This window comes from Streptomyces sp. NPDC007856 (assembly GCF_042868225.1).
GTDB lineage: Bacteria > Actinomycetota > Actinomycetes > Streptomycetales > Streptomycetaceae > Streptomyces.
In genome coordinates this window covers 219,966-238,337 of the sequence record NZ_JBIAEC010000003.1, presented here as the reverse complement: position 1 = coordinate 238,337, position 18,372 = coordinate 219,966, and the positions used below count along the sequence as shown (strand labels likewise).

At 68.8% G+C, this 18,372-nt stretch carries 16 protein-coding genes; 11 read left to right on the top strand and 5 right to left on the bottom strand.

Annotated elements, in window-relative coordinates; translation table 11 throughout:
* Positions 1-279 precede the first annotated feature (279 nt).
* Positions 280-2,988: a transglycosylase domain-containing protein gene (locus tag ACFYOH_RS09155; protein ID WP_388622754.1), complete on the top strand. Its 2,709-nt coding sequence runs from the start codon at positions 280-282 to the stop codon at positions 2,986-2,988.
* Between the two features lie 161 nt (positions 2,989-3,149).
* Positions 3,150-4,694 (top strand): glycosyltransferase family 87 protein, encoded by a 1,545-nt coding sequence (locus ACFYOH_RS09150; RefSeq protein WP_388622751.1) that lies wholly within the window; start codon positions 3,150-3,152, stop codon positions 4,692-4,694.
* Between the two features lie 81 nt (positions 4,695-4,775).
* Here the strand turns inward: ACFYOH_RS09150 and ACFYOH_RS09145 are convergent, their stop codons facing one another.
* The 3 genes from ACFYOH_RS09145 to ACFYOH_RS09135 form a co-directional block, all read right to left on the bottom strand.
* Positions 4,776-5,807 (bottom strand): alanine racemase, encoded by a 1,032-nt coding sequence (locus tag ACFYOH_RS09145; RefSeq protein WP_388622749.1) that lies wholly within the window; start codon positions 5,805-5,807, stop codon positions 4,776-4,778.
* An 83-nt stretch (positions 5,808-5,890) separates the two neighbouring features.
* On the bottom strand, positions 5,891-7,012 hold the full coding sequence (femX, locus tag ACFYOH_RS09140; protein WP_388622746.1) for a peptidoglycan bridge formation glycyltransferase FemX: 1,122 nt from the start codon (positions 7,010-7,012) through the stop codon (positions 5,891-5,893).
* Between the two features lie 103 nt (positions 7,013-7,115).
* Positions 7,116-7,427 (bottom strand): hypothetical protein, encoded by a 312-nt coding sequence (locus tag ACFYOH_RS09135; RefSeq protein ID WP_388622743.1) that lies wholly within the window; start codon positions 7,425-7,427, stop codon positions 7,116-7,118.
* A gap of 272 nt (positions 7,428-7,699) precedes the next feature.
* On the opposite strand from ACFYOH_RS09135, the gene rpsF reads away from it, so the two are divergent.
* The 4 genes from rpsF (at position 7,700) to rplI (ending at position 9,433) form a co-directional block, all read left to right on the top strand.
* Positions 7,700-7,990 carry a 30S ribosomal protein S6 gene (gene rpsF / locus ACFYOH_RS09130; RefSeq protein ID WP_351601015.1) on the top strand — a complete coding sequence of 97 codons (291 nt, stop codon included), beginning with the start codon at positions 7,700-7,702 and terminating at the stop codon, positions 7,988-7,990.
* 78 nt (positions 7,991-8,068) lie between these two features.
* Positions 8,069-8,653 (top strand): single-stranded DNA-binding protein, encoded by a 585-nt coding sequence (locus ACFYOH_RS09125; RefSeq protein ID WP_388622740.1) that lies wholly within the window; start codon positions 8,069-8,071, stop codon positions 8,651-8,653.
* Positions 8,654-8,731: 78 nt separating this feature from the next.
* On the top strand, positions 8,732-8,968 hold the full coding sequence (gene rpsR / locus ACFYOH_RS09120; RefSeq protein ID WP_003949403.1) for a 30S ribosomal protein S18: 237 nt from the start codon (positions 8,732-8,734) through the stop codon (positions 8,966-8,968).
* Between the two features lie 18 nt (positions 8,969-8,986).
* On the top strand, positions 8,987-9,433 hold the full coding sequence (rplI, locus tag ACFYOH_RS09115) for a 50S ribosomal protein L9 (RefSeq protein ID WP_189984877.1): 447 nt from the start codon (positions 8,987-8,989) through the stop codon (positions 9,431-9,433).
* Between the two features lie 164 nt (positions 9,434-9,597).
* On the opposite strand, the gene ACFYOH_RS09110 is transcribed toward rplI, so the two are convergent.
* Positions 9,598-10,935 carry an MATE family efflux transporter gene (locus tag ACFYOH_RS09110; RefSeq protein WP_388622736.1) on the bottom strand — a complete coding sequence of 446 codons (1,338 nt, stop codon included), beginning with the start codon at positions 10,933-10,935 and terminating at the stop codon, positions 9,598-9,600.
* A gap of 481 nt (positions 10,936-11,416) precedes the next feature.
* Between ACFYOH_RS09110 and dnaB the strand changes: the two genes are divergently transcribed.
* Positions 11,417-12,895: a replicative DNA helicase gene (gene dnaB / locus ACFYOH_RS09105; protein WP_388622733.1), complete on the top strand. Its 1,479-nt coding sequence runs from the start codon at positions 11,417-11,419 to the stop codon at positions 12,893-12,895.
* 17 nt (positions 12,896-12,912) lie between these two features.
* Here dnaB and ACFYOH_RS09100 read toward each other — a convergent pair whose 3' ends face one another.
* A complete protein-coding gene (locus ACFYOH_RS09100; protein ID WP_388622730.1) occupies positions 12,913-14,028 on the bottom strand; it encodes an FAD-dependent oxidoreductase in 1,116 nt (371 codons plus the stop codon).
* 71 nt (positions 14,029-14,099) lie between these two features.
* On the opposite strand from ACFYOH_RS09100, the gene ACFYOH_RS09095 reads away from it, so the two are divergent.
* From ACFYOH_RS09095 to ACFYOH_RS09080, 4 genes are all read left to right on the top strand, one after another.
* Positions 14,100-14,810 (top strand): TetR/AcrR family transcriptional regulator, encoded by a 711-nt coding sequence (locus ACFYOH_RS09095; protein ID WP_388622728.1) that lies wholly within the window; start codon positions 14,100-14,102, stop codon positions 14,808-14,810.
* A 174-nt stretch (positions 14,811-14,984) separates the two neighbouring features.
* Entirely contained in the window at positions 14,985-15,392 is a 408-nt protein-coding gene (locus ACFYOH_RS09090; RefSeq protein WP_388622725.1) for a YciI family protein, read from the top strand.
* An 8-nt stretch (positions 15,393-15,400) separates the two neighbouring features.
* Entirely contained in the window at positions 15,401-16,546 is a 1,146-nt protein-coding gene (locus tag ACFYOH_RS09085; protein ID WP_388622722.1) for an RNA polymerase sigma factor, read from the top strand.
* Positions 16,547-16,932: 386 nt separating this feature from the next.
* Positions 16,933-18,318, top strand: coding sequence for a serine hydrolase domain-containing protein (locus ACFYOH_RS09080; RefSeq protein WP_388622720.1), 1,386 nt, complete (start codon positions 16,933-16,935; stop codon positions 18,316-18,318).
* The last annotated feature ends 54 nt before the right edge of the window (positions 18,319-18,372 follow it).

Below are 18,372 nucleotides of genomic sequence, written 5' to 3'. Positions count from 1 at the left end.
GGCGAGCAAGAGGGACGGTGGTGAACGGGATCACATCACCGATTCATACGATGCATGTTTCCTGTTTTGGGGTGAACTTCAGGGCTCGGTGGGTTTTGGCGGTGCGTAGTCTGTGCGGCATGCACAGCACCGGGAACCAAGTGACGCCGGGGGAACGTCCTCGTCCCCGGTGCAGTACGGGTGAATACAGAACCGACCACATCCGTACTTCGGGGGGACCGGAAACCAGCCGCCGTTTCAGGCGCGCACGGGTGCGCCTGCCCGAGGAGTAGTCGTTCGATGAGCGAGCACCGTCGCAAACCGCCGCAGCCGCAGGGAGGCGGACGTGCCGCGGCCCGACGCGGCCAGTCCGGCTCGTCCTCCGGTCGCCGTGCGGCACCGCGAGGCGCCACCGAGTCTCCAGCCGACTCCTATGGGCCCAGTTCCTATGGGTCGCGTTCAGGTGGTCAGGGAGGTGAGGAGCGTTCCTACGGCGGCCGTGCCGAGGCCCGCCGGGCGGCGCAGAGAGGCAGCCGCCGCAGAGGCGCCGACAACGCGGGCCCGGGTGGCCAGCGCGGCGGCCCCGGCGGCCCGACCGGTCCCGGGCGTGGCAGAGGGCGTGCATCGACCGCTCCCGGCAGGAAGCGGCTGATCGACTATCCCCGCGCCGGAAAGTACGGCTGGCGCCGCTGGGTGCCCTCCTGGAAGCTCGTCTCCGGGCTGTTCATCGGCTTCGTCGGCAGCCTGGTGGCGGTGGCGGGCATCGCGTACTCGATGGTGAGCGTTCCCAATGAGGCCGCGGTCGCCAAGGCGCAGAACAACGTCTTCTACTGGTCCGACGGCTCGGTGATGGTCGCGACCGGCGGTGAGATCAACCGCCAGAACATGAGCTACGCCAGCATCCCCAAAGAGATGCGCTACGCCGTCATCTCGCAGGAGAACAAGACCTTCGAGACCGACAGCGGTATCGACCCCAACGGTATCGCGCGTGCCCTCCTGAACATGGCCCGCGGCGGTCAGACACAGGGTGGCTCGACCATCACCCAGCAGTACGTCAAGAACGCGATGCTGAACGACCAGGCACAGACGTTGTCCCGGAAGTTCAAGGAGATCTTCGTCGCGATCAAGGTGGGAGCCAAGGTCCCCAAGCAAAAGATCATGGAGGGTTATCTCAACACGACGTACTTCGGCCGCGGGGCCTACGGGCTCCAGGCCGCGTCCCGTGCGTACTTCAACAAGGACGGGACGGAGCTGAACCCGGGCGAGTGCGCCTTCCTCGCGGCGATGGTGAAGGGCGCGACGTACTACGACCCGGCGGGCGCGACCTCCCTCGACCCCTCTGCGACTCCGGAGGCCAACAGCAGGCGGGCCCTGGCACAGATGCAGGACACCTTGGACAAGATGGTCAAGTACGGCCACCTGAGCCCTGCGGAGCGCGCCAAGTACACGACCCTCCCCAAGATTCAGAACCCCCGGTCGAACGGCCAGCTGGGGGGCCAGATCGGCTATCTGGTAGACCTCGCCAAGTCCTACCTGGTCAACAACAGCGACAAGACCGGGATCACCGCGGACAAGCTCCAGCAGGGCGGCTACCGGATCTACACGACCTTCGACAAGAAGAAGGTCAAGGCGCTGGAGGACGCGGTCACGAACGTCCAGAAGGCGAACATCAAGCCCAAGCTGCGACCGAAGACCGACACCCACGTCCAGTTCGGCGGCGCCTCGGTGGACCCGTCGTCGGGTGCCATCAAGGCCATCTACGGCGGTGAGGACGCGACCAAGCACTTCACCGACAACGCCGACGCGACCGGCGCCCAGGTGGGTTCGACCTTCAAGCCGTTCGTGCTGGCGGCGGCCATGAAGTGGGGCGTGCGGAACCCGAATCTGGGCCCCGAGCAGGCTCAGGACGAGCGCACCCAGGTCTCCCCCAAGAGCCTGTACAGCGGAAAGAACAAGCTCAAGATCAAGGAGTACAACGGGAGGGTCTGGACGGACAAGGACGGCAAGGAGTGGCTCCAGACCAACGACGGCAACGAGTCCGTCAATCCGCCCAGCTACAAGATCGACCTGCGTGAGGCCATGCAGCTCTCGGTCAACTCCGCGTACGTCCAGCTCGGCATGGACGTCGGCCTGGACAAGGTCGAGCAGACGGCACTGGACGCGGGTCTCCTCAAGGGCAGTCTCGCCAGCGCCAACTACCCGTCGTTCTCGATCGGTACGTCCGACCCGAGCGCGATCCGCATGGCCGGCGCCTACGCCACCTTCGCCGCGAGCGGCCAGCAGAACGACCCGTACTCGGTGGAAAAGGTCGAGAACAAGGACGGGCAGGTCTTCAAGCACGAGGCAGCGCCCAAGGAAGCCTTCACCCCGCTGGTGGCGGACAACGTCACCGACGTCCTGAAGTCCGTGGTCGACAAGGGAACGGGTACCAACGCCCAGCTTCCGGGTCGTGAGGTGGCCGGTAAGACCGGTACGACGGACGGCAACAAGTCCGCCTGGTTCGTGGGCTACACCCCGCAGCTGTCCACCTCGATCACCATGTTCCGCCTGGACGACAACGCGAACAACAAAGCGCGGACCTTCCTGGAGATGTACGGAACGGGTGGCCAGGAGAAGATCCACGGTGCTTCGTTCCCGGCCGAGATCTGGCACGACTACATGGCCGAGGCGCTGAAGGGCCAGCCGGTGAAGGACTTCCCGCCGCCGCAGCCCATCGGTACGGTGATCAACGCCGAGCCGAGCCCGACGCCGTCCCCGTCGGCGACCCAGAGCCCGTCGCCGAGCCCGTCGCCCAGCCCGTCGCCCAGCCAGTCGTCCGTCACTCCTTCGCCCTCGCCGAGCCAGTCGTGCAACGGCTGGGGCTGGAACTGTGACAACGGCGGAGGCACGAACACCGGCGGCACCGACGGAGGCACGACGCCGACGCCGACCGTTACCGACACGACCGGGACCGGAGGCAACACCCGGGGCAACGGCAACGGAGGCTTCTTGGGCGGACAGGGAGGCTGATGGCCGACCACGCTGCAGGCCGGTGTTCGGCGCCTTTCGCGCGGCGAACACCGGCCTCTTGCGTTGTGCGTACGCTGGGAGCGTCTGGTCTTCCGGTGCCGTTGGAGCAGAGTTCGCTGTGCTTCGCGCCGCTCTCAGACAGGTACGGCAGGATGTGCCCCATGCCCAGTGCAGAGATGACGCCCGCGAGCAGGCACGAGCCCGAGCCCGTGCTGCCCGCCACGGCAGAACCGGTGCGGCCGACCAATGAGGACGAGATCGCCCGGGCCGGCAGCGAGCTGATCGGCGGTCCCCTGGGGCAGCGCGCCCTCCTCGGGACCTCCTGGTGGACCCCTGTCCGGGTCGTCGTGCTCGTGGCGATCGGCATGTTCGCCCTCGGTCTGGTCCAGAAGGCGCCCTGCTACCACACCGCCTGGTTCTTCGGCGCGAGCAGCCAGTACACGAAGGCCTGCTACTCGGACATTCCGCACCTCTACCAGGGGCGCGGGTTCGCCGACCATCTCGTGCCGTACTTCGACAGACTCCCGGACGACATCTCCGGCGGCATGGGCTACCTCGAATACCCGGTGCTCACCGGTGTGTTCATGGAGGTGGCGTCCTGGCTGACCCCGCACAGCGGCAGCATCCAGCAGCAGGAGCAGTGGTACTGGTTCGTCAACGCCGGGATGCTGATGGTGTGCGCGGCCGTCATCGCCGTCTGTGTGGCCCGCACCCACCGGCGGCGCCCCTGGGACGGCCTGCTGGTCGCTCTGGCGCCCGCCTTCGTGCTCACCGCGACCATCAACTGGGACCTGCTGGCGGTGGCGCTCACGGCCGCCGCGATGCTGATGTGGTCCCGGAGCCGTCCCGTCGCCTTCGGTGTCCTGCTGGGCCTCGCCACGGCCGCGAAGCTCTACCCCGTGTTCCTGCTGGGCCCGCTGCTCGTGCTGTGCTGGCGGGCCGGCAAGTGGCGGGAGTACGCCCAGGCCGTGGGCGGTGCGGCCATCGCCTGGCTCGTGGTGAACGCGCCGGTGATGCTCTTCGCCTTTCAGGGCTGGTCGAAGTTCTACACGTTCAGCCAGGAACGGGGCATCGACTTCGGCTCGTTCTGGCTGATCTGGGCGCAGAACTCCACCAACCCGCCCAGCACCGGCTTCGTGAACGCCGCTGCCATGGTTCTGGTGGTGCTGTGCTTCCTCGGCATCGCCGCGCTGACCTTCACCGCGCCGCGCCGGCCGCGCTTCGCCCAGCTGGCCCTCCTGATGGTGGCGGCCTTCATCCTCACCAACAAGGTCTACTCCCCGCAGTACGTCCTGTGGCTGGTCCCGCTGGCGGTCCTGGCCCGGCCCAAGTGGCGGGACCTCCTGATCTGGCAGGCGTGCGAGGTGGCGTACTTCCTCGGCATCTGGATGTACCTCGCCTACACGACCAGCGGCGACGCCCACAAGGGGCTGCCGATGCAGGGCTATCACTGGTCGATCGTGCTGCACCTGGTGGGCACGCTCTACCTGTGCGCCGTCGTCGTGCGGGACATCCTCATGCCGGAGCGGGACGTGGTGCGCCGGTCGGGCGACGACGACCCCTCGGGCGGGGTGCTCGACGGCGCGCAGGACGTCTTCGTGCTCGGCGCGGCAGCCCATCCGCCGCGGCACGCCGCCCACTTCGAGGGGCCACAGGTGGACTGGGGCAGGCCCGAGTCGCCGTCCCTCGAGGACCGTTCGCTCTGAGCGAACGCACTGCCGGAAGGCCATGGAGAAGGCCGTACACGCGGGGTGCGTGTACGGCCTCGTCGCTGTCCCGGCCCGGGATCAGTGGTCCACGAGCCGGTCGAACTGCGTGGTGGTGTGCCGCAGATGGGCCACCAGCTCGTCGCCGACCTTCGGCTCCGGGGCGTCCGAGGGGACGAACAGGATCGACACCTGCATGTGCGGCGGCTCGGCGAACCAGCGCTGCTTGCCGCCCCAGACGAACGGAGAAAGGTTCCGGTTGACCGTGGCGAGGCCGGCCCGTGCGACGCCCTTGGCGCGCGGCATGACGCCGTGCAGGGCCTTCGGGGCCTCCAGGCCCACCCCGTGCGACGTACCGCCCGCCACGACCACCAGGAAGCCGTCGGAGGCCGCCTTCTGCTGCCGGTAGCCGAACCGGTCGCCCTTGGACACGCGCGTGACGTCCAGGACGGCACCGCGGTACTCGGTGGCCTCGTGGTCCCCCAGCCACAGCCGCGTGCCGATGCGGGCGCGGAACCGGGTCTGCGGGAACTGCTGCTGGAGCCGGACTAGTTCATCGGCCTTGACGTGGCTGACGAACATCGTGTGCAGCGGCAGCCGGGCCGCGCGCAGCCGGTCCATCCAGCCGATGACCTCCTCGACGGCGTCCGATCCGTCGGTGCGGTCCAGCGGCAGATGGATGGCGAAGCCCTCCAGCCGGACGTTCTCTATGGCCTGGTGCAACTGCGGCAGATCCTGCTCGCTGATGCCGTGCCGCTTCATCGAGGACATCACCTCGATGACGACACGGGCGCCGACAAGGCCGTACACCCCGTCGATGGACGACACCGAGCGCACCACCCGGTCGGGCAGCGGCACGGGCTCCTCGCCGCGCCGGTACGGCGTCAGCACCAGCAGGTCACCGCCGAAGAAGTCCTTGATACGCGCGGCCTCGTAGGTCGTGCCGACGGCGAGCAGGTCCGCGCCCAGCCGCGTGGCCTCCTCCGCCAGCCGTTCGTGCCCGAAGCCGTAGCCGTTGCCCTTGCAGACCGGGACGACTCCCGGGAACTGCTCCTGCACGTGCTTGTGGTGCGCCCGCCAGCGCGCGGTGTCGACGTAGAGCGTGAGCGCCATGGCCGGACCCGGAACCTTTCTCGTGGCTGCGGTGTATCTGAGGTGGGAAAGCTGTGAACCCTATGGAATCAAACGCCCATGGCTCAGCGACGCGACATGTAGATGTCGAGCGCCTTGTGGAGCAGCTTGTTCAGCGGGAAGTCCCACTCGCCGAGGTACTCGGCGGCCTGACCGCCGGTGCCGACCTTGAACTGGATCAGACCGAAGAGGTGGTCCGTCTCGTCCAGCGAGTCGGAGATGCCGCGCAGGTCGTAGACGGTGGCGCCGAGCGCGTAGGCGTCGCGCAGCATTCGCCACTGCATCGCGTTCGAGGGCCGGACCTCACGGCCGATGTTGTCGGAGGCGCCGTAGGAGTACCAGACGTGTCCGCCGACGATCAGCATCGTCGCCGCGGACAGGTTCACACCGTTGTGCCGCGCGAAGTACAGCCGCATCCGGTTCGGGTCCTCGGTGTTGAGGGCCGTCCACATGCGCTGGAAGTACGACAGCGGGCGCGGCCGGAAGTGGTCGCGCACCGCGGTGATCTCGTACAGCCGCTGCCACTCGGCCAGGTCCTGGTAGCCGCCCTGGACGACCTCGACGCCGGCCTTCTCGGCCTTCTTGATGTTGCGCCGCCACAGCTGGTTGAGGTTCTTGTGGACCTCTTCCAGGGAACGGTTCGCCAGCGGCACCTGGAAGACATAGCGCGGCTGCACGTCGCCGAAGCCGGCGCCGCCGTCCTCGCCCTGCTGCCAGCCCATACGGCGCAGCTTGTCGGACACCTCGAAGGCGCGCGGCTCGATGAAGTCGGCCTCCAGGTCCCGCAGACGCTTGACGTCCTGGTCCTGGATGCCCTTCTTGATGGTCTCGGCGTTCCAGCGCCGGATGATCACCGGCGGGCCCATCTTCACGGAGAAGGCGCCCTGCTGCTTCAGGTGCGCCAGCATCGGCTGGATCCAGTCGTCCAGATTCGGCGCGAACCAGTTGATGACCGGGCCCTCGGGGAGATAGGCGAGGTAGCGCTTGATCTTGGGCAGCTGGCGGTAGAGGACCAGGCCCACACCGACCAGCTCGCCGGTGCGGTCGTCGAACCAGCCGAGGTTCTCCGAGCGCCACTCCGCCTTCACATCGGCCCAGGCCGGGACCTGCATGTGGCTCGCCGCCGGCAGGCTCTGGATGTAGGCCAGATGTTGCTCGCGGCTGATGGTCCTCAGGGTCAGGCTCATGTCGGGGCGCTCCTCGGGCTGGTGTGTCCCCATGGGTACAGGGGCTCCGGCTCTCGCGCCGAAGCCTACTGCGCCGTCCGGGCGCCCCGACTGGGCGTACGGCTTAGAAGAGGCCGCCGAACAATCCGCCGTTCGCCATGCTGATGAGGAAACCGACTCCCGCGGCGCCCATGCCGACCACCAGCCCGAAGCGCTCTCGCGTGGTCACCGAGATCCACTGTCCGTAGATGCCGACGCCCAGCCCCACCAGGCCCGTCCACGAGGACAGCAGGTGCAGGCCGTGAAAGAAGGACGTGATGAAGGCCAGCACGCCGAGGACGAGCGTGGCCCCCGTCAGTGCGTCCTGGAGCGGACGGCGCTTGCCGTCCGTGGCGAAGAGGGAACCGGCGATGTTGGGATGCAAAGCCTGTGCCATGGGCACCTCCTGCGGAAGGCGGCGCACAGTAGCGCCGTACACACCCGACGTGTACAGGGTGACGGTCCTCACGGCCGGATTTCAACCGGAAGCGGGTGTGCGGGTAGTCTGTACCGTCTGCACCGGTGTCTGCCCACGCCTGCCCAGGTAACACTGCGGGATCCCTCAGAGGCCCCCGATTGTCAGTGGCGGCCGATACCGTTGCGTACGCATCACGACCCTCCTGCCACGGAACGACCGTGGCCGCTGAGTCCAAAGGAGGTGGGTTCCACATGCGTCACTACGAGGTGATGGTCATCCTCGACCCCGATCTCGAGGAGCGTGCTGTCTCCCCGCTGATCGAGAACTTCCTGTCCGTCGTCCGTGACGGTGGCGGCAAGGTAGAGAAGATCGACACCTGGGGCCGTCGTCGTCTCGCCTACGAGATCAAGAAGAAGCCCGAGGGCATCTACTCGGTCATCGACCTGCAGGCCGAGCCTGCGGTCGTCAAGGAGCTCGACCGCCAGATGAACCTGAACGAGTCGGTCCTCCGGACCAAGGTCCTCCGCCCCGAGATGCACTGAGCCTTCGCGCTCAGCTGATCCCGGGATTCGAGTAGCAGCACCAAGCAGCCAGCAGCAAACCCGCCGAGAGGTTCCCCCATGGCAGGCGAGACCGTCATCACGGTCATCGGCAATCTTGTCGACGACCCCGAGCTGCGCTTCACCCCGTCCGGTGCGGCGGTCGCGAAGTTCCGCGTCGCGTCCACTCCCCGCACCTTCGACCGCCAGACGAACGAGTGGAAGGACGGCGAGAGCCTCTTCCTGACCTGCTCGGTCTGGCGTCAGGCGGCGGAGAACGTCGCCGAGTCGCTCCAGCGAGGCATGCGCGTCATCGTGCAGGGCCGCCTGAAGCAGCGGTCCTACGAGGACCGTGAGGGCGTCAAGCGCACGGTCTACGAGCTGGACGTCGAGGAAGTCGGCCCCAGCCTGCGCAACGCCACGGCCAAGGTCACCAAGACCGCCGGTGGCGGTCGCGGAGCCCAGGGTGGTTTCGGTGGCGGTGGCGGTGGCGGCCAGGGTGGCGGCGGCTGGGGCTCAGGCCCCGGTGGCGGCCAGCAGGGCGGCGGCGCTCCGGCCGACGACCCGTGGGCGACCGGCGCTCCCGCCGGCGGCCAGCAGGGTGGCGGCGGCTGGGGCGGAGGCTCCGGCGGCGGTGGCGGCTACTCGGACGAGCCCCCCTTCTAGGTCCTTCCCGGTCCTCAGGGACCGGTCCGGCCGAGGGCGGGTCGTACCCAAACTTCTTGATCACACAGGAGAAACACCATGGCGAAGCCGCCTGTGCGCAAGCCGAAGAAAAAGGTCTGCGCTTTCTGCAAGGACAAGGTCACGTACGTGGACTACAAGGACACGAACATGCTGCGGAAGTTCATTTCCGACCGCGGCAAGATCCGTGCCCGCCGCGTGACCGGCAACTGCACGCAGCACCAGCGTGACGTCGCCACGGCCGTCAAGAACAGCCGTGAGATGGCGCTGCTGCCCTACACGTCCACCGCGCGCTAAGGGAAGGGTGACCGACTCATGAAGATCATCCTCACCCACGAGGTCTCCGGCCTCGGTGCCGCGGGCGACGTCGTCGACGTCAAGGACGGTTACGCTCGCAACTACCTGATCCCGCGGAAGTTCGCTATCCGCTGGACCAAGGGTGGCGAGAAGGACGTCGAGCAGATCCGTCGCGCTCGCAAGATCCACGAGATCCAGACCATCGAGCAGGCCAACCAGGTCAAGGCCCAGCTCGAGGGCGTCAAGGTCCGCCTGGCCGTCCGCTCCGGCGACGCCGGCCGTCTCTTCGGTTCCGTCACCCCGGCCGACATCGCGTCCGCGATCAAGGCTTCCGGTGGCCCCGAGGTCGACAAGCGCCGCATCGAGCTGTCCGCGCCGATCAAGACCCTGGGCGCCCACGAGACGTCCGTGCGTCTGCACCCCGAGGTTGCCGCCAAGGTCAACATCGAGGTCGTCGCGGCGTAACGCTGCGCTCGGCTTGAGCAGCTGAGAGAGGGGCTGTCCCTTGCGGGGCGGCCCCTCTTCGCGTCGGTGCCGGGATGCGCTGCGCGCAGGCGCGGCATGTTTCACGTGAAACAGGGACGAGGGAGCCCTGCCGATCCGTTCAGCGGTGACGCCTGCCGATCCGTTCAGCGGGTGGCGCCGGTGACGATCCAGCGACCCGAGCGTGTGCGCAGCCAGAGGGTCAGCATCCGGATGGTCATCATCAGGGTCATCGCGGCCCAGAGCGCGGTGAGACCGCCGCCGAGGGTGGGCACGAGCAGGGCGACCGGCGCGAACACCGCGAGGGTGACGACCATGGCCCCGGCCAGGTAGGGCCCGTCGCCGGCCCCCATCAGGACTCCGTCCAGCACGAAGACCATCCCGCAGATGGGTTGCGAGAGCGCCACCATCAGCAGCGCGGGCAGCGCCGCATCCCTGACCACGGAGTCACTGGTGAACAGCGGCAGGAACAGCGGACGGGTGGCCACCACGAGCAGACCGAGGACCACTCCGGTCGCGATGCCCCACTGGACCATGCGACGGCAGGCCTCATGCGCTCCTTGGGCGTCGTTGGCACCGAGATAGCGGCCGATGATGGCCTGTCCCGCGATCGCTATCGCGTCGAGGGCGAAGGCCAGCAGACTCCACAGGGACAGGATGATCTGGTGGGCGGCGATGTCGGCGTCGCCCAGATGTGCCGCGACCGCCGTCGCGATCACCAGGATCGCCCGGAGCGACAGGGTGCGGACCAGGAGCGGAACGCCTGCCTGAGCCGAGGCCCGGATTCCGGCGGTGTCCGGGCGCAGGGAAGCACCGTGCCGACGGGCCCCGCGGACGACCACGGTCAGATAGACGGCCGCCATGCCGTACTGGGCGATGACCGTGCCCCACGCCGAACCGGCGATGCCGAGCCCGGCGCCGTAGACGAGTGCCGCATTGAGGGCACCGTTGGCGACAAAGCCCGCGACGGCGACATAGAGCGGGGTCCTGGTGTCCTGCAGCCCGCGGAGCACTCCCGTCGCGGCGAGGACGATCAGCATCGCCGGGATGCCCAGCGAGGAGATACGCAGATACGTCGTGGCATAAGGGGCTGCGGTCGAGGAGGCGCCGAACAGGTCCACGATGCCGGGCGCCAGCGGAAGAACGGCGGCGATGACGGCGGTGCCGAGCAGCAGCGCCAGCCAGATGCCGTCCATGCCCTGGCGGATCGCGGCCTGCGGATCGCCGGCGCCGACGCGCCGGGCCACGGCGGCCGTGGTGGCGTAGGCGAGAAAGACGAAGACGCTCACCGCGGTGGTGAGCAGGGCCGAGGCGACGCCGAGACCGGCGAGTTGTGCGGTCCCTAGGTGGCCGACGATGGCACTGTCCGCCATGACGAAGAGAGGCTCGGCGACGAGTGCGCCGAAGGCCGGGACGGCCAGCGCGACGATCTCTCTGTCGTGCCGTCGTCGGGTGGCCTGGGGTATCGCGGGAGCCTGTGTCATGAGCGCTAATGTAATCGTCCACAGGTAAGAGATGCAACGCGCGACTGGCCCTTACCTCTCCTCTCCGGGTGTGTCCTTTCGCGCACCGTTCGAAGAGAACTTGGCCCGACTGGGGAAGTTTTTCTTCTGCACAGCCGGTGGACGGTAAAGGTGCAGGTCAAGGCGATCTTGTGCGTGGGAGGGAGGGCTTGTTCACAGGGCTGTCCACCGGGTCGTGCACAGGTTTCGGTGAGTTCTCCACAGCATCCGGGCCGTCGTCCACATGGCCTGTGGATAACCAGATTGGCTGACGGTGCCGACGGGCCTACCGTTGTCCGGCGCCCGCTCCTTCCGCCGGCCCGGAAAGCTCCCCTTCCGCGGTCCGGGAACCGTCACAAATCCGACGCGTGGTAACCGGAGCCGGGCCTCTCAATTGTCAGTGTCGTGCCGTACAAAAGAGGACACGGCGAGGTCCGCCGCGCGGACGGGAGGAGGTGGCTCGGTGAGCATTTCCGAGCCCTTGGACGATCCGTGGGCCGACGCCGGACCCAGTGATCGTCTGCCGGCCTCCCGTCGACGGGGTGACGGCGGCCGGGGTCGTGACGAACAGCACGACCGGGGCCGGGAGAACGCCTCCTGGGACGGCGGGGGTTCCTCCTTCGAGCGGGTGCCGCCGCAGGACCTGGACGCCGAGCAGTCGGTGCTGGGCGGCATGCTGCTGTCCAAGGACGCCATCGCCGACGTCGTCGAGATCCTCAAGGGCCACGACTTCTACAAGCCCGCACACGAGACGACCTACCAGGCGATCCTGGACGTCTACGCCAAGGGCGAGCCGGCCGACCCGATCACCATCGCCGCCGAACTCACCAAGCGCGGCGAGATCAACAAGGTCGGCGGCGCCGCGTATCTGCACAGCCTCGTCCAGACGGTGCCGACGGCGGCCAACGCCGAGTACTACGCGGAGATCGTCCATGAGCGGGCGGTGCTGCGCCGCCTGGTCGAAGCGGGCACGCGCATCACACAGATGGGATACGCGGCCGACGGCGATGTGGACGAGATCGTCAACCGCGCCCAGGCCGAGATCTACGCCGTCACCGAGCAGCGCACCAGTGAGGACTATCTCCCGCTCGGCGACATCATGGAGGGCGCCCTCGACGAGATCGAGGCGATCGGCTCGCGCAGCGGCGAGATGACCGGCGTGCCGACCGGCTTCACCGACTTCGACTCGCTGACGAACGGTCTGCACCCGGGCCAGATGATCGTCATCGCCGCCCGGCCCGCCATGGGTAAGTCGACGCTCGCCCTGGACTTCGCGCGAGCCGCCTCGATCAAGCACAACCTGCCGAGCGTCATCTTCTCCCTCGAGATGGGCCGCAACGAGATCGCGATGCGTCTGCTGTCCGCCGAGGCCCGGGTCGCCCTGCACCACATGCGGTCCGGCACGATGACCGACGAGGACTGGACCCGGCTCGCCCGCCGTATGCCGGACGTCTCGGCCGCACCGCTCTACATCGACGACTCCCCCAACCTGTCGATGATGGAGATCCGCGCCAAGTGCCGGCGCCTGAAGCAGCGCAACGACCTGAAGCTGGTCGTCATCGACTACCTCCAGCTGATGCAGTCCGGCGGCTCCAAGCGCGCCGAGAGCCGTCAGCAGGAGGTCTCGGACATGTCCCGTAACCTCAAGCTGCTCGCCAAGGAGCTGGAGATCCCGGTCATCGCGCTCTCCCAGCTCAACCGTGGTCCCGAGCAGCGCACGGACAAGAAGCCGATGGTCTCCGACCTGCGTGAGTCCGGCTCCATCGAGCAGGACGCCGACATGGTCATCCTGCTGCACCGCGAGGACGCGTACGAGAAGGAGTCCCCGCGCGCGGGCGAGGCCGACCTGATCGTGGCCAAGCACCGTAACGGCCCCACGGCCACCATCACGGTGGCCTTCCAGGGCCACTACTCCCGCTTCGTGGACATGGCCCAGACCTGATCCGAAGCTTGTACGGCTCAGATTCCGTCAGGTTGGAAGAATGCGAGCATCTTCTGCGCGGCGTCCGGCGACGTCAGCAATTCCTGCATGTCCGCGGACATCCGGGCGGCAGCGCTGGTGCGTTCGAACATCTCGCGTTCGAATTCATTGACGGCGGCGGGAAAGTCGTCCGGGTGCGTGGCCAGCCCGAGGCCGAGCAGGGCGCCGTCGAGCAGCGCCATGTTGGCACCCTCCCCTACCGGCGGCATCAGGTGCGCGGCATCGCCAAGCAGCGTGACGCCTGGTGTCGACGGCCAGGTCAGGCCGACCGGGAGGGAAGTGATCGACCGTGGCACGACCGAGTCGTCGCAGGCTGCGATCAGTGCGGTGAACCGTGGGTCCCAGCCGGTGAACTCCTCGATCAGCCGCGCCCGGGCGGCGGCTGGGTCGTCGAACGGGATCCCGCTGGTGGCGAACCAGTCCTCGGCGGTGTTGTAGAAGCTGAGGCCGATGCGTACGCGGCCGTCGCCGTTGCGCTGCGCCGCCAGGGATCTTCCGTTGCCGAGCACCCAGTAGTTGCCGCGCCCGACCATCGCCGCGAGGTCGGGGTAGGTGCGGTCGATGTCGGAAATGCAGAGCTCGACGACGTTCTGGCCGATGTGCTCTGGTCGAGCGTCGGTGAGCAGCGGGCGAACCCGGGAGTTCGCGCCGTCAGCGCCGACCAGCAGGTCAAACGTCGCACTGCTGCCGTCAGCGAAGTGCAGCACGCCGTTGTCGGCGGATTCGAACGCGTGCCCCCAGCGCACCGTGTGTTCAGGAAGAGAGTCCAGCAGCAGGTCGCGCAGATCGACACGGTCCACCTCGGGTCGCTCAAGCGGGGCGCCCTCGGGCGTGTCCTCCTGCAGCAGCAGGGTGCCGTCCGGCTCGAGAAGCCGCATGTCCTGGCCTTCACCGCGGGCAATCGCGTGGAACTGGTCGATCAGACCGGCCTCGCGCAGCGCCCGCTGGCCGGAGTGGATGTCGAGCATGCCGCCCTGACCGCGGGCATCGCGTGACGATTCACGTTCGTACACGACGGAATCCATGCCGTTCACGTGCAGCACACGGGCGAGAGCCAGGCCGCCGAGGCCCGCTCCGACGATGGCAATGGTCATGATTGCTCCCCCCTCGATACGTCGTACTGATCAATACACTGTATCGTTCGATGCGATGTATTGTTAGCGGCATGTTGGTGTGGGAGAGGCCGGAGCCACCGAATCGACCCGTCCCGGCCCCGTTGAGCCGGGACCGGATCGTGCGAGCGGCGATCCAGCTGGCCGACGCGGACGGCCTGGACGCGGTGTCGCTGCGCAAGGTCGCCACCGCGCTGGACGTCCGTCCGATGCGGCTGTACGGCTACATCGCCAGCAAGGCGGAGTTGCTCGACCTGATGGTCGACGCCGCTTACGCCGAGATCCGGCCGGTCGGAGACGGCTGGCGGGAGGTGCTCCGGTCCCTTGCCGAAGCCACTCGGCACGCCGCGCACGAGCACGAATGGCTCGCCGATCTACTGGGTGGCCGACCCCAGCTCGGGCCGCACGCGCTGGCCAGTGGGGAGACCGTGGTGGCCGCACTGGCCGGCATCGACGTGGACGCCATCATGCCGGTGGTCGCGGCGGTCAACGCGTACGTGATCGGCGCGGTGCGTCGGGAGATCGCCGAGCGGCGTGCCGAGCGGGCCACCGGGATGGACGAGAAGCGCTGGCAGGCCTCACTCGGGCCCTATCTGGAGCGGACCTTCGCCACCGGCCGATTCCCCGCGCTGGCCACGGTGGTGCGCGACGCCGCCCACCTGGACGCTGACCACACCTTCCGGATCGGCCTCGACTTCCTGCTCGACGGCATCGAAGCCCGCATCTCGATGCGACGTGCGGCCGAAGGACCGAACCGCCCATAGCACCAGGTCGGCGCTGACGCTCCGCAACCGGACGGCCGTACCGCGGCAGTTCCGCCACCGCCCGGCCCGTGCGATCCAAAGAAATCGGACGGCGATGTCGAGAACCCGCCTCCGGCTCCGTCCCCGGGGTGAACGCGCCCACAATGGGTCGCACGAGTACCGAGGAGTACCACAATGGCCAAGTACCTGCTGCTGAAGCACTACCGCGGCGCCCCGGCTTCGGTCAACGACGTGCCGATGGAGCAGTGGACGCCGGAGGAGATCTCGGCCCACGTGCAGTACATGCGCGACTTCGCGGCCCGCCTCGAGCAGACCGGTGAGTTCGTCGACAGCCAGGCGCTCGCCCCCGAGGGGACCTTCGTCCGGTACGACGGTGAGGGGCGCCCGCCGGTCACCGACGGCCCGTTCGCCGAGACCAAGGACCTCATCGCCGGCTGGATGGTGATCGACGTCGACAGCTACGAGCGCGCCGTCGAGCTGGCCGGGGAACTGTCGGCCGCCCCTGGGGCGGGCGGGAAGCCGATCCATGAGTGGCTCGAGGTGCGCCCGTTCCTGGCCGGGCACTGCGCCATCACGGAGTGACCTGATCGATGGACGAGGTCCTGCTCCGGAGCCTCACGCCGAGCGTGCTCGCCATCCTCGTCCGCCGCGGAGCTGACTTCGCGGCGGCCGAGGACGCCGCGCAGGACGCGCTCGTCGAGGCGCTCCGCGTCTGGCCGGCCGACCCTCCTCGGGATGCGAAGGGCTGGCTGGTCACCGTGGCCTGGCGCCGCTACCTCGACGCGATGCGCGCCGACGCCGCCCGCCGCCGGCGTGAGGACCGCGTCGAGGAGGAGCCGGCGCCCGGGCCCGCGTCCGCGGTGGACGACACGCTCCAGCTCTACTTTCTGTGCGCCCACCCGTCGCTGACGCCGTCGTCCGCCGTCGCGCTCACGCTGCGCGCCGTCGGCGGGCTGACCACCCCCCAGATCGCCCAGGCCTACCTGGTGCCCGAGGCGACCATGGCGCAACGCATCAGCCGGGCCAAGCGCACCGTCTCCGACGTGCGATTCGATCAGCCCGGCGATGTCGCCACCGTGCTGCGCGTCCTCTACCTGGTCTTCAACGAGGGCTACTCCGGCGATGTCGACCTCGCCGCCGAGGCCATCCGGCTCACCCGGCAGCTCGCGGCCGCCGTCGACCACCCCGAGGCGGCGGGGCTGCTCGCCCTGATGCTGCTCCACCATGCCCGGCGTGCGGCCCGGACCGCGTCCGACGGCAGCCTGGTGCCGCTCGCCGAGCAGGACCGCGGCCGGTGGGACACCGCGTTGATCGCCGAAGGCATCGGGATCCTCCAGGCGGCCCTCGCCCGTGACCGGCTGGGCGAGTTCCAGGCGCAGGCCGCCATCGCGGCACTCCACGCTGACGCGCCCACCGCCCAGGAGACCGACTGGGTGCAGATCGTCGAGTGGTACGACGAGCTCACGCGCCTGACCGACAGCCCGGTCGTCCGGCTCAACCGCGCGGTCGCCGTCGGGGAGGCCGACGGACCGCGCGCCGGCCTGGCGGCGCTCGCGGCGCTGGACGCCTCACTGCCGCGCCACGCCGCGGTGGCGGCGTATCTCCATGAGCGCGACGGCGACCTGGCGACGGCGGCACGGCTGTACGCCGAGGCGGCCCACAAGGCCCCCAACCTCGACGAGCGCGACCACCTGACGCGCCAGGCCGCCCGGCTCAACGCCCGCCGACGTCGCTGACGGGTCGCGCTCGGATCGGTCGCTGCCGGCCGACGGGCTCGCTGACGTCACCTACTGGGGCCGATACGCGGACGACGCGCACGCGCAGTACGGCGGCGAGCGGATCGCGCAGCACGGCTGCGCTGGACCGCACGGATGGCTCGACCTCCCGGTGGCCGAGGCGGCCGCTCTTTCACTGAGCTCACCGCCTGGCGAGGCGGCCTGGGTGATCACTCGATCAGGCACCGCGGTGAACACGATGGCGGCCAGGTGTATCCGGTCACGCTCGAAGCCGACGAGGCGGACGAGACGGTGATGCGATGGACCACCCCGCCCCACGACATCGAACGGCTTCCGTCCGCGCAAATGAACTCGACGTCCGCCGTCACAGCAGGTGGACTGGGCGCATGACGTCATCTCAGGAAGAGCTGCTCCCCGGAACGCACCGCGCCCTGCTGCACCGGATCGCCGTCGCCCAGGCCGAAGGGCGGGCGCCCTCGCTGGTCGCGGCCGTGGTGCGGGGCGGACAGGCCGTATGGCACGGGGCGCGGACCTCGGTGGACGGGCACGGACCGGACGAGACCGTGCAGTACAGGATCGGGTCCATCACCAAGACCTTCACCGCCATCCTGGTGATGCGACTGCGCGACGAGGGCCTGCTCGACCTCGGTGACCCGCTGGAGAAGCATATGCCCGGCACCGGTGCGGGCGAGGCGACGATCGCCCAACTGCTCGCGCACACCGCTGGCTTGGCGGCCGAGTCGCCCGCGCCCTGGTGGGAGCGGACCCCGGGCACCCTGCGCCCGGAGCTGAGCGATGTGCTCGGCGAGCAGCCCCTGCTGCATCCCGTCGGCCGACGGCACCACTACTCCAACCCCGGCTATACGGTGCTCGGCGCACTGGTGGAGGAGCTGCGAGGCGCTCCCTGGGATGAGGTGCTGCGCAGCGAGATCCTCGAGCCGCTCGGGCTGCACCGTACGAGCACGCAGCCGCAGGCTCCGCATGCCGGGGGATGGGCCGTGCATCCATGGGTGGACGCGATGCTGCCGGAGCCGCTGGAGGACCTGGGCAGGATGGCACCGGCCGGCCAGCTGTGGTCGACCACGGGGGACCTGGCGCGGTTCGCCGCGTTTCTGGCCGCGGGTGACGACCGGGTGCTGAGCGCGGAGTCGGTGCGGGAGATGCGCACACCTGCGGCGCCGGCCGAGGCGGCGGACGTGCTGGACGGGGCCGCGTACGGGCTCGGTCTGCAGATTCAGCGCCGTGACGGCCGGCTCCTGGTCGGCCACTCCGGTTCGCTGCCGGGCTTCCTGGCGAACCTCACGCTCAGCGTCGAGGACGACGTGGCCGCCGTGCTGCTTGCCAACTGCACCAGTGGACCGCTGCTGGGAGCGGTGGGCGCCGACCTGGTGCGGATCGTGGCCGAGGCGGAGCCGCGGATCCCGGAGCCCTGGAGCCCGCTGCGTGAGGTCGACCCGTCGGTCCTGGAGCTGGCGGGACAGTGGTACTGGGGGACCAATGGCTACGGTCTTCGGGTGAATGCCGACGGCCTTCTCGCGCTCGGTCCGCTGACCGGAAGCGGTCGGCGTTCCCGCTTCCGCTCCAACGGTGACGGCACCTGGACGGGACTGGAGAGCTACTTCGCCGGAGAGCTGCTGCGGCCGGTACGACGCGCGGACGGATCCCTGAGCCATCTCGATCTCGGCTCGTTCGTGTTCACACGGCAGCCGTACGACCCGGAGGCGCCGGTCCCCGGCGGTGTGGACCCCGAGGGGTGGCGGGGGATCGGTTAGACCTCCACGGCGCAGGGGTGTGTTTCACGTGAAACACACCCCTGTGGTGTCCCT